Source organism: Sphingobacterium sp. ML3W (genome assembly GCF_029542085.1).
Lineage (GTDB): Bacteria > Bacteroidota > Bacteroidia > Sphingobacteriales > Sphingobacteriaceae > Sphingobacterium.
This window is the reverse complement of sequence record NZ_CP107036.1, coordinates 925,297-937,563: the sequence shown is the minus strand read 5'-3', so window position 1 is coordinate 937,563 and position 12,267 is coordinate 925,297. Positions and strand designations below refer to the sequence as shown.

7 protein-coding genes are annotated in these 12,267 nt (G+C 50.1%); 4 read left to right on the top strand and 3 right to left on the bottom strand.

The features are described from left to right. Positions 1 to 15 precede the first annotated feature (15 nt). The gene (locus OGI71_RS03905; protein WP_282253996.1) at positions 16 to 2,244 is read right to left on the bottom strand and encodes a HEAT repeat domain-containing protein; all 2,229 of its coding nucleotides are present in this window, start codon (positions 2,242 to 2,244) and stop codon (positions 16 to 18) included. 239 nt (positions 2,245 to 2,483) lie between these two features. Here OGI71_RS03905 and OGI71_RS03900 point away from each other — a divergent pair, with 239 nt between their 5' ends. From OGI71_RS03900 to OGI71_RS03885, 4 genes are read left to right on the top strand one after another with little or no spacing between them, the layout of a single operon-like run. Further along, on the top strand, positions 2,484 to 3,104 hold the full coding sequence (locus tag OGI71_RS03900) for a hypothetical protein (RefSeq protein WP_282253995.1): 621 nt from the start codon (positions 2,484 to 2,486) through the stop codon (positions 3,102 to 3,104). Then, complete coding sequence (locus tag OGI71_RS03895) at positions 3,094 to 5,916, top strand: TonB-dependent receptor (RefSeq protein WP_282253994.1); 2,823 nt, start codon at positions 3,094 to 3,096, stop codon at positions 5,914 to 5,916. Before OGI71_RS03900 ends, OGI71_RS03895 begins: the two co-directional genes overlap by 11 nt. A gap of 4 nt (positions 5,917 to 5,920) precedes the next feature. Beyond that, the gene (locus OGI71_RS03890) at positions 5,921 to 7,132 is read left to right on the top strand and encodes a DUF4876 domain-containing protein (protein WP_282253993.1); all 1,212 of its coding nucleotides are present in this window, start codon (positions 5,921 to 5,923) and stop codon (positions 7,130 to 7,132) included. Positions 7,133 to 7,143: 11 nt separating this feature from the next. Next, a complete protein-coding gene (locus tag OGI71_RS03885; protein ID WP_282253992.1) occupies positions 7,144 to 8,691 on the top strand; it encodes a DUF6850 family outer membrane beta-barrel protein in 1,548 nt (515 codons plus the stop codon). A 354-nt stretch (positions 8,692 to 9,045) separates the two neighbouring features. On the opposite strand, the gene OGI71_RS03880 is transcribed toward OGI71_RS03885, so the two are convergent. Together OGI71_RS03880 and OGI71_RS03875 are read right to left on the bottom strand one after the other, a co-directional pair. Beyond that, the gene (locus OGI71_RS03880; RefSeq protein ID WP_282253991.1) at positions 9,046 to 10,152 is read right to left on the bottom strand and encodes a glycoside hydrolase family 88 protein; all 1,107 of its coding nucleotides are present in this window, start codon (positions 10,150 to 10,152) and stop codon (positions 9,046 to 9,048) included. A 90-nt stretch (positions 10,153 to 10,242) separates the two neighbouring features. Further along, positions 10,243 to 12,261, bottom strand: a complete 2,019-nt coding sequence (locus tag OGI71_RS03875; RefSeq protein ID WP_282253990.1) for a RagB/SusD family nutrient uptake outer membrane protein — start codon at positions 12,259 to 12,261, stop codon at positions 10,243 to 10,245. Positions 12,262 to 12,267 lie beyond the last annotated feature (6 nt).

Below are 12,267 nucleotides of genomic sequence, written 5' to 3'. Positions count from 1 at the left end.
AAGTAGCCTAAAAGTTTACTTTTTTGAGAATCCAGCCATGATGTTTTTTGTTTTTAAGCTTTGATATTTCACGGTTTCCGGTGCGTCCGAGTTTAGCAACTGTGCACAGGCCTCCCCGATCGCAGTCCGCTGATAAGACAGTGGGAACCAGCTCAGTGCTTCAAGCGCCGTGACGCGAATATCCGGCGAATTGCCCTTGTCCGAGGCTGTCGCGATCAATATTGGCACCATCCGATGGTAACGGTACAGCCGCATGGTACGGATCTCATTCATTCGCTCCTTCTCCTTCTCGTCCTTGTTTAAAATCTTTTTCTCCAATGCCTGGGTCGCCCGCTCACCGGAAGCGACAATCTGGTCAAGTTTTTCCGCCAGAAGTTTACCGTTGCTCAGGTTCGGGTTGAGGCGAATCTGCCGGTCGATCTCCTGTCTGACCAGCATAGGATCCATATAACTCAGCGAAGTTCGCAAGCGGTATCCCACGCGCTCCGAATGCGGATCACTGACATACAGCTGGATCATGTCCTTCACAAAATCGTTGCCGCCAAACTCCGCCAGGTCATACACCGCCGAACGGCGGATAAACTCATACGAATCCGATTTTGCGGCATGCAATACCTCAAAATAATCCGGATTTTCCAGTTGCCGCAACTGGATAAACGCCTGGGTACGTACTGTTTCAAAGGCCGACTCAAAGTAATATTGTTTTAACAAAGAGCTCAGTTCCTTTTCGGGCAGTAGACGCGAGAGGTAAACCAGGGCAAGCGCCTGCAGGTCTGCATCATTTTCTTTCAGCAACGTTTTCCAGTAGCTGACACGCCCGTCACATGCACCGATAGCCGTATTGATTTTCAACCGCTGCTCGGCATCTCCTTCGAAATGATAGGTTGGATCCCCCAGGATATGCGTCTCCAGATAGGCCATATGTTTCATCCAGTTGCCCACCCGTACACCATGCTGCAACAGGCCCATCAGTTCGCCGGGCCACAGATCCTGCAGCACACCTACAGAATTGGCTACCGCCGCAACATTGTCATTGTCAGAAAAAGGGTAATAACCCGCCAGATAATTGGGCAGGTGAAAGGAGCCCGTCAGACAGGAGTTCAGATAAACCAGCGGTGCTTTGATATGTGTATCTTTTACATCGTGGATCTGCATATCCATATCGTCATTAAAGAGAGAATCCGCAGCGATGCTTTTGGGATCAAAGGCATCCAGCATCCACTTTTCATTTACGCCAAGGGATTCCATAAAGGATTTTTTTACCGCTTCCACATCGCGGCCATCTTCTTTTGCCGACCGCAGTTTGGAACGGAGATACCGGGCCACGTTATCCATCGACGGTTGCGGATTGGATGCCAGCGGATAGCCGTTGAGCAGCTGCAGCGTCGCGGTACCATGTCCGGTCATGTAGGCGAAATCCAGTCCCTCCCGCTTCAGTTCATTCAAGAGGTTGAACTTAATAAAATTGTCGGAGCGGAAATTGATAAACTTGACCGAGTTTCCCGGGCGGAACAGATGCGGCATCTGTGTCCGCAGCGCCAGGGCATCACCGATTGTCGAATTGACCGAATTCGAATTGTAGCCATGGCCCGTGGAAAGGACCATATCATTTAGCGCCCTGGTCTGCCCTTTCTGCCGGACCACTTTTTTCAGGTAGGCCTTTATTTTGGCAATCGGATCCTCGCCATTTTCCACCGGCGGTTTAATGCGGGCCGAGTAGATATCTAGCTGTATATATTGCGGCGAATTGGCACGCAGGGAATAATAGAAATAATTGCTGCATGTCTTGGCCGTATCCTGACGGATAAAATCAAACTGCAGGTCAAAGTCATCGTAGTAGCGGTCAGAAGGCACCGAAGACTTATCCCAACGGATGTTTTGCGACATCTTGAAGGCCGAGGTCAAAAACTGTGCATCGCGCAGCATCGGAATCGGGATATCACCGATCAGCACCGTCCCCTCTAGGGGTTGCTGTTTTCCATGGAGGTCCTGCAATATGGTCCGGATCTCTTCCGGTTTGCTCCAGCGGCCTGAAATAATATAAGTACCCAAGCCATCTTTTTCTACCGCCGCCCGATAAGCGTCGATCTCCGGCTTTGCCTGATCGTAAGTATGCTGGTCGACGACAATGGCAAAAGTCGTCGGAGTTTTCACTGTCGGCTGCTGTATGCTTTGCGCATGCAGCCCGTCCGCTGCCAATACGCTCAAGGCGAGGGTTAAACCCGTCAATGTGAAATGCTTCATAGTAAGATGTATTAAAGTACGCATAAAGACGCATACAAATGTACATATCTTTATTTAAAACGATTAAAAATAAATTATTTAATCTAAAAAAAGGCGATTAAACCCCTTATTAATTTGATTTAACTCAAATAATATTTTAAATTTCACTTATTTATAATAAATCTAAATACATATATTTGCAACATAATGCCATCAACAAGCAAAAACAATTAATCATTAACAGCATTAATCGAATACCTATGAAACACCTTATCCTCGCCCTGGCGCTCAGCTGGGGTAGCCTGTCCGTATTCGGGCAACAAGCCCAACGCAGTCCGCTCGCAAAAGATCTACAGATAAAAATCGCCTTACAGGCCGCTCCGGCCGACCAGCGTGAAGGCGCCAAAGTACTTGGTTACAATGAAAAAGGAGAATTTGTCACCCTACAGGAAGGCACAGCTTCCAACAATCTGATCTGCCTCGCCCCCGACTATAAATTATCCGTACTTTATGCCTATGCCTACCCCAAAAGCCTGGATCCTTTTATGGCTCGAGGCCGAGAATTAATCGCGGAAGGCAAACGCAAGCAGCGCGATGAAATCCGGGAAGCGGAGCACAAAGCCGGCAAATTAACCATTCCGCAAGGTCCGACCATCCTCTACGGTTACTGGGGACCATTGGCCAAATTGGACAATAGCAGCGGAGAAATTGAAGGCGCACAGCGGCGTTATGTGATCTATGTCCCCTATGCCAAGGCCGCAGATATCGGCCTATCCAGCAAACCCGGCGTACCAGGTATTCCCTGGTTAATGGACGAAGGATCGTACAAAGCACATATCATGATTAACCCCGAAAATATGGGACATAGCCATGGGAAATAACGACACAGCCCTGATACGGCAACGCTCCGTTCTGTTCTTTGCCCTGCTAACCTTATCCACCGCGCCCCTGGCCGTTAGCGCCATCACGCTCCCGGCATCCACCGAACGTGCTTTGCAGGAGCTAGAGGTCCGCGGTGTCATTACTGAAAAAGCAAGCGGCAAAGCAGTCAAGGGAGCGACTGTACAGATCCGGGAACTGGGCCTGTACTCCAAGACCGATGACAAGGGATACTTTAGCTTTCCGCGCATGCCAACGGGACATTACACCCTTGTTGTCAGCTATTTAGGCATGCGAAGCATTGAACAATCCGTGACTACCGGCAAGCAGCCCATTGCCCTTGCAATGGAAGAGAATTCAATCGCGCTAGCGGATGTGGTCGTTGTCGCCCAGGAAAACCGAAAGGAAGGTGCCACCTCGACCATCATCAACCGAAAAGCCATTGAACATATGCAGGCAACCAGCCTCGGGGAAGTGCTGCAATTGCTTCCGGGTGCAATTACCATCAATCCAGATTTTACCAATGTAAACAAGGCCGGTATCCGAAATGTAGGGAATACCGACCGCAGCAACCGATCGTCCGATTATATGAGTTCGCTCGGGACATCCCTGATTATCAATGGCGCCCCGATATCCAACAATGCCAATTTGCAGTCCCTAGGCTCCGCCGGCATCATCACGGGCACCTCGGGATCCAGTGGTTCAAGCGGTGCTTTCTCCACTTCACAGGGACTAGGTGCAGATATGCGGCAATATACCGCCGACAATATCGAATCCGTCGAAGTCATCCGCGGCATTGCCGGTGTTGAATACGGAGACATGACCTCCGGTGCCATTCTTGTGCAGACCAAAGCCGGTAAGGAAGAGCTGCAGGTAAAAGGGCGTATCAACCCCAAACTGACCCAGTTCTGGGCCGGACAGGGTTTTGACCTGGGCCGCAACCGCGGTACCCTATTCGTTGATCTGGACTACACCCGCGCCCGGGACAAGGAGATCTCGGCTTACTCCGCCTACAACCGGCTGACCGGATCGGCGCAGTATACCAAAACATTTGGTCAGGACAAGCCCCTCTATACCAATACCTATTTTTCCTTTGGCAGCAACCTGGACAATGTCAAAGTTGATCCCGATGCCAATGCGGTACCCCAGCGCAACAAGTCGCAGGAATACAGCTACCGCTTTGCCACTAACGGAAAATGGAAGCTCAACAAAGCGCTGGCCCGCCAGTTAAATTATACCCTGTCGTTAAACTACGCACTCCAAAAATCCTACCTCGAGAATTCCGGAACTTCGGGTATCTCTGCCGTTGGAAACTCCTACAGCGATGGTACATTTGAAGTCCCCTATTTACCTGCAAGCTATACCAATAAAGCCTGGGTAGAAGGACAGCCAATCAATCTATTTGCCAAGCTATCGGATGAGTTTTACGCCAAGACCGGTCTTTTCAGCCACCGTCTGCTTGTCGGTGCAGACTACCGCATGGATGTCAATACCGGTGCCGGGAAGACGTTCGATCCGAACTTCCCCTACCGTACCCGGGACATGAACGGTTATCGCGCCCGGGCCTATCGGGATGTACCGGCATTAAATCAGCTTGGCGCATACGCCGAGGACCGCATGACCGCCCGCTTTGGCGAGCGCGAATTGTCCATTCAAGCAGGTCTGCGAATGGATCAGCTGCAGCCCTTCCGCAGCGACAACAAAGCCGCACTGTCCCCACGGATCAATGTGAGCTATGACCTCCTGCCCTCGTTCAGCCTGCGTGCCGGCTATGGTATCGCCAGCAAGGCGCCGACACTGAACCTGCTCTATCCCGAAAATGCCTATTTCGACGTGTTCAGTTTAAATTACTACAAACAGGACCCCAATGAGGCACTTGCGCTGATGAGCACACGCGTCTACGAAACAGGAAATAAACAACTTAAACTGGCCAAGTCGCACAAAAAGGAAATCGGCATCGATTGGAAAATCGGGAAAACCCAGCGCCTCAGCATTACTGGGTACCATGATAAAATCGACAATGCCTACGATTACATGACCACGCTGAACAACCTGCACTATGCGCTTATCCCGACCTATACCGTACAGCAGGAAGTACCGGGCGGTAAACCGATTCTGAGCGACGATGTGACCAATACCCCGTATGTATTTAGCTATGCCACCCCGACCAATGGCCGGCAGATCATCAATAAGGGAGCCGAGTTTGACCTGGACATGGGGCGTTTTGACGCCATCCGTACCTCCTTTCAGCTGACAGGCGCCTACCAGTCCACCAAGTCAACGACTACGACACCCTATATCCTCGCGCAGGAGGTACCCAACAAGCCCATGACCCGTATCGGGGTATTTGCACCCCGTGGCACAGATGCCGAGCGCTTTGTGACCACCTTACGGGCGATACACCATATTCCCGAACTGCGGTTTATCCTGACCCTGACCGCGCAGACCATCTGGATCGACAAAGAACGCAATGTAGACTTTTCGAGCCTGCCCATAGGTTACATCCCCTTGGGTGCGGACCAGCCGATGGCCATTACCTATTTTTCAGAAGCCGAACGCCAGCAGATTACCGCCGTAGACCGGGATATCTACCTGAGCCTGAATGAGGGCACCTTCCGGACTGAAAGCTGGAAACCCCTCTGGTTGTTCAATATGAAACTTACAAAGGAATTCGCCAGGAATATGGGCTTCTCGTTCTACACCAATAATTTCATCAACAATAGACCATTGGTAAAGAGTACACGCTACCCCGAGCAGTTCACAAAACGGAATATAGATATCTTTTTTGGGACCGAACTGTCTATTAAATTCTAATAAAATGAAGAAAATTAGCTGTTATATCTACCTGATCGCGTTACTGGCTCTATTGAGCGGCTGCCGCAAAGATTTCGCGCCGGTAAATACACTTTCCTATACCCTCACCCTGCGTTATCCGGGCACCTATAAGGAGCTCTTTGCCCAGGGGGCAGCGGTGACACTTAAGAATACATTTACAGGACAAACCACTCAATTTACCAGCAATGGCAAGGGCGAGGTTGACCTACATGATATCCTACCCGGCATCTATACTGTCACGGCCAGCCGGGAGATCACCGAAACCGAGAGCCTGACCATTATCGGACGTGAAGGCAAGGCCTTTCTGAATGCCACCGTTGCCTCCCTACGTATCCAGGAGTCCGGAAAAACACAAATCCAGCTGAGCGGCGGTGCCGTCGGTGGATTTGTGATCAAAGAGTTTTACTATACCGGCAGCAGGACACCCAACAATGCCTCCTATCTGTATGACGGTTTTGTCGAGATCTACAACAACTCGACCGACACCCTCTATGCCGGCGGCCTCTCTTTCGGAGCCACGAAAGCAGGATCATCCGTTGCCACGAAATTCATCGAGGATCAACAAAACATATACCTGGCCTCCCTTTGGACCATTCCGGGTAGCGCCGGTGTGCACCATCCCGTGCCACCGGGCAAATCCCTAGTTATCGCTGTCGACGGCATCAATCACAAAACAGATCCCAATGGCAATCCGAATGCACCAACGGACCTGGGCGCAGGAATAGCAGATTTCGAAACCTATTTCAATCCACCGGGAAATACCAACGACACCGACTCGCCCGATGTACCCAATGTGACACTGATCCACAGCTCTTCGCTAACCCTATTCGACTGGCTGCCCGGCGTCAATGGGTCCGGACTCGTCATCCTTTCACCCGATGATTATACCGGCTATGAAACCGTTACCGAGCCCGGAGCGACAGCTTCCACACGCTATGTAAAAGTACCGGTTGACAAGGTGATCGACGGCATAGACTGTGTCGCCAACAGTACCATCACACTGGACAAGAAACGCCTGCCGGGCAATATTGACGCCGGAGTAGCCTTTGTGGGCGGTGGTGCCGGCACAGGAAAATCGGTGGTCCGAAAAGTAAGGGAAGAGATCAATGGCGTTAAAGTGCTGATGGATACCAACAATTCATCCGCCGACTTTAGCATCAACGATACCCCCAGTCCTAAAAGTTATTCCAAATAAGCAGGAGCATCATGAATATAAAATATATTTTTTCCCTGGCATTTGCGGCCAGCTTCGTGCAGCTGCATGCCCAGGAAAATACAACCCTCAGCTACGCCAAAGAAAAAGAGCGCCTGCTGAAACTCCATACCAGCGCCTTTCTGGCGGAGCTCAATCTACCGGCTGTGGGCAACACGGAATTAGGCTACTTCTACGAAGGCGGAGATTTTAGGCATCCCTTTACTGGCAAATCAAAACAGGGCCTGCAGTTCTCCGCTGAAAAATTCCAGCGGGCCGGAGACTGGACCCTTTACGGAAGCTTTGATTTTAAAACCCTGAAAGAGAAGCAACTTGCCTACAGCAGCCTGATCAATCCCTTTACGGACAATCCCTACCAGATCGTCGATTCGCTGAAGGGCGACTGGAACAAGCAGTTTTACAATATGGGCCTGAAAATCGCGAGCCCAAGTTTTGCCAGCGGTAAAATGCGGGCCGGTTTTGACCTCGGCTATCAGGTCGCTATCGGCGCAAGGCAAATGGACCCGCGCTCCCTGGATACGGAAAATAAAATCCGGCTGGCGCCAAATATTACCTACAAAATCAGCCCGCGCCATCAGCTCGGCCTGGCGGCGATTTATCAGCACGACAAAAATGATCTGAAAATAACGCGCGCAAATGAAAATCAGCAGTACAACCTGTACAAGCGATTGGGTCTCGGGGAATATATGAGCGCCGCACCAGTCCTGATGACCAGTGACGCGTACCGCACGTATATCACAAACGCCTATGGCACAGAACTGAGTTACCGCTATGAAGCCGGTTCACTGCGCTGGTTGCTGTCGGGAGGCTACCTGCGCCACGACGAAAAGGTCAGCGATGGAGTTACCTACCCCATGCAAGCAGGTAGGCATCGTTCCGATCAGTACAGCCTGTCCTCAGCCCTAGACCTCAAACGTGGGGTCTACAATCATCATTTCGATCTGAACCTGTTGTACCGGGACATTTCCAATACCGAATACCAGCAGTTGCAACGTAGCGAAGATCGCAGCTACGAGACCATCTTTGAAGGCACACTGAATACAGCGGTCCGCAGTCAGGCCTCCTTGGCCTATCTTTTGGCCAAAGAAACAAGCTCCTACCGTTCCGACTGGTTTGCCAAGGCTTCACTGAGTTATTCAGGTTGGGACAACCGCTATGCCCTACCGCAGAGCAAGGAAATTATCGATCGCATGGATATTGGCCTCCGTTTTAACAAAGCCGTATCACGCTGGGTCATTGACCTGGCCTCCAACTACAATTTCGCGGTAAAAAATGAGTGGAACTATACCGATAAAAGCTATTCGAGCAATTTTGTCGCCAACAGCATTGCGCTGCCCATCTACCAGTATCTGGTACAAGACCGGGTGACCAATGCCTTAAGTATCCAATACCGGCTTGCCAACCTCGGAAAGAACAACAATCAGCTCTATCTCAAGGGATCCGGCAGTGTGGAGACGGCCCTTTCCAGCCCTTTGGGGACCATTGAAAAAGGGCAGTCGCGCTATACCGCCAGTTTAACATTGGGTTTATTGACGTTTTAGTCCCTTAGAAAATGGCGGAACCCATGAGAGGGATTCCGCCATTTTTATATTTCGAGTACTGGCCCTTGCTTTAACCTTTCGCACGATTACAAAATCGCCCGACAGAAAAAAACCGTAAACACATAGTTTCGGAGGACAACTTCGTAAGTCCGCGTCGAAGGAAATGCCATCATCGCCTTAAATACCATTCCTAATCGGTAATTATCCACTTAAGCGCCTTTCTGAGCCGGTAATCATCGCCTTAAATACCATTCTGAACCCGTAATTAGCAACGTTAAGGGCCTTCCATTACAAAACAATAATCAGAAGCTAAAATATGTTATTATCTCCTAACACTTAAAAATAAGACCCTATCTACTCCTTTCCTTCCAGCAGCGCATTGACGCACCACATATAGGCCGCTTGACCGTGGTAATCGCCGCTGTGGCGGGGACGATCATAATAATACTGTTTATCATTCTTTTTATTGGTGCCCACGCAGATCTCTGACACCGCGCCTTGATCGTCCACATAGTTGACCAGCGCCAGCCAGGCACGACGGGCCACAGGACCATACTGTTTTGCATCGAGCCAACCCTGTTTTACACCCGAAATGATTGCATAGGTAAACATAGCCGACCCGGATGTTTCGGCCCAGCAGTCGGCCTCGTCGATCAGCTGATTCCACATCCCACTTTTGCGCTGCTGTTGCTTCAGACTCTTCATCATCGTACGGTAGCCCTTCAATATACGGGGTCGGTCCGCGTGATCCTGTGGGAGCATATGCAGTAACTCGGTCATGCCAGCTGCCATCCATCCGTTACCACGGCCCCAGTAATAAGGCACATCTGGTGCATGATAAAACAACCCGTTGGGGCGCTGTAATTCATCCAGATAAAACACCATTTCTTTGGCTGCGCGATCGAGATATTTCGATTCACCGGTCGCTTTAAACGCGGCAGTTTGTACGATCGTAATCATGTACATATCGTCAATCCAGAGGCGGGTCTGCCAGGAGTATCCTTTTTGTGCCCAGTCCTTTTCGGCCTGACTGGCATTTTGTGGCAACTCCCATTGCGTATCGGCGTAGGGCAAGCCAAGGTCCAGGTAGCTTCTATCTTTGGTCAGCTGATAAAGCCGCAACGGAAGACTCCCGAACATATTTAAGTCGACGTGATTTTTAATGGGCAGCAGCTGCTGCTCGCTTGCCGTTAATTTCGAGAAGCGGTCTTTCATGGCCTGCATCAACTCCTCATCACCGGTTAAGTGTGCATAGTTAATAGCACCCGTCCAATAAAACGTCTCCGGATAACTGATCCATTTCCCTGCGTGCAACATATGCTTGCCTGCAATGAAACGATGTGCAATGCGGTGTCCTACTTCCTTGGGGTCCGCAGCAGCCGGAAAATTTGCCAGATCGGCCTGTGCCATTAGATAGTGAACAGGAAGCACCAATAAAAACAAAAGGATTTTCTTTATCATACCAAATCATTTTATGTTTTAAATTACTGTGTTTAAAAAAATCCTGCACCGATCTCAAGAGAGCGGATCGGTTCAGGAGCATCGACAGGACTAGTCTGCTGTTGCTTCATCCGCAACGGCATCCTCCCATTTATCCCATACCGGAGTAGCGGGATTATAACCGTCGTAACCATAATTTTGCTTTAACTGGCCTTTAATGTTGGAAGTAATCGCCACATTTGGAATCGGCCAGTACATATTCTTTTTGTCCATGGTATACTTGATATCACTTAGACCCGTTGCATTGACATGAATGATTCCTTTATTATATAAGCTATAATGCACGATACGCTGATACCAGTAGCTTCCACCGATCGCATCGGTACCACTCTGTTTGTCGAAATTGTCCAGATTGTATACATTTCCCCATTCATCAGGTCTACCACTGCGTGCCAGGCAGAGCGATACCCTTTTTAGTTCCACATTGCGCCATTCCTCCCAGTAGAGTTCGCGGGCCCTTTCGTTCATGATATCCCCAATGCTCACTGTTCCCTGATACAGTTCGGTACATTTTGCGCGCTGGCGCACGGCGTTTAGGTCGTCTTTGATCGTTCCATCGGCTGGGTTGATATAATATTTAGCTTCGGCGCGCAAGAGGTAAGCCTCGGCCAGGCGATACAGGTACCAGTCGGCAACACTACCATTGGTGGCCCCGCGTGAACCGTCCGAACCACTGATATTAGCCTCACTAACGGGATCATCCAGGAAAAATTTATAGTGTGGCACATCATACCAGCGGCGGATGGAGTCGCTACAAAGGAGTTTACCCGTTTCGGGATCTTTCAGCGTGACCGGCTTCCCAAAATCCTTTGAAGCCTTATTGTTTACCTTGTAGTCTTCCATCCGCAGCCAGTTTCCCACTTTGGCGCTGTGGCGCAGATCACCTTCATCTTGCTTACCGTTTACAGCCCATACCCCCTTCGATTGGAAAGATGTTGGCCGGAAAGTCGCGATACCGCGGCCAAAAGCGCGCATATAGTCATATTTTGCATTATAATCCCCACTGTTGCGTTTGATGTTCAACAAAGCCTGTTTACCATCCGTTGTCTGTATACGGGTGTCAAACACAAAGGGATATAAGATCCGCATGGTCAGCATTTTCACAAAAGACTCCGCATCGGCACCCCTGTTGGGCATCCCCATGATCACCTCGCGGTTGGCCGGAATCAATTTGTTTTCAGGACGGTGCATATCCCAGATGACGTTACGCGTGATGGGCCAGGTCTGCGCCTCGCCCCCATCATTGAACGTTCCGAAGCTTTCGGTCATCAGCGCATAACCCGATTGATCAATCAGAATATCAGTCTGTTCCTTGGCTTTCTGATACGCTCCCAGGGCCAGATAACATTTGGCCAGCAACATCCGGCAGGCACCTTTGTTGATCATGCCGATCAGGCTCATATTTTTCTGGTCGGGCACCCATTGTACGGCAAATTCTAGGTCTTTGGTAATCATCTGCAGAATGGCGTCACGTTTGGTGCTCCGGTAATTTTGTTTGGGCACATCGATAATGGTCGTGACCAAAGGGACATCGCCGTATTCAAAGACCAAGGCCATATACCGGAATGCACGGTGAAAATATGCCCGCCCTTTGTAGGCATTTTTATCCTGTTCGCTCAAGGTCTGCACCTGATCCACATATTTGATAATGGTGTTGGCATAACTGATGCCTTTATAAGTTTCCTCCCACAGGTACCACATACTATTGGAGCGGTCTAGGTTCTGTAGGCTGGAGTTGTCGCTTGTCGGGGTGAGCATATTGGCCACATCCGCCATCATGCTGCGTTTGTCTGTATTGCTGGCCACCATCAGTTCGGAGAAGATGTATTCCGTACCGAGGGTCAGCATCTCATTATGATCCGTGGCCCAATACCCCTTGAGGTGGCGGTCACAGATAGCCATGGCCGACAGCAGGCCAGACTCGGTATTAAAGGTCTCATTGGGCAGATAGATAGACAGTGGGTCAGGCTGTAGAAATTCTTTCGAACAGCTACTTATGGCCAGCGCAGCAGCAAGTAGGATGACGATCCCCCTGTTACGGGATCTGGATTTATTTATTGTCAAGTTCATAGCGAT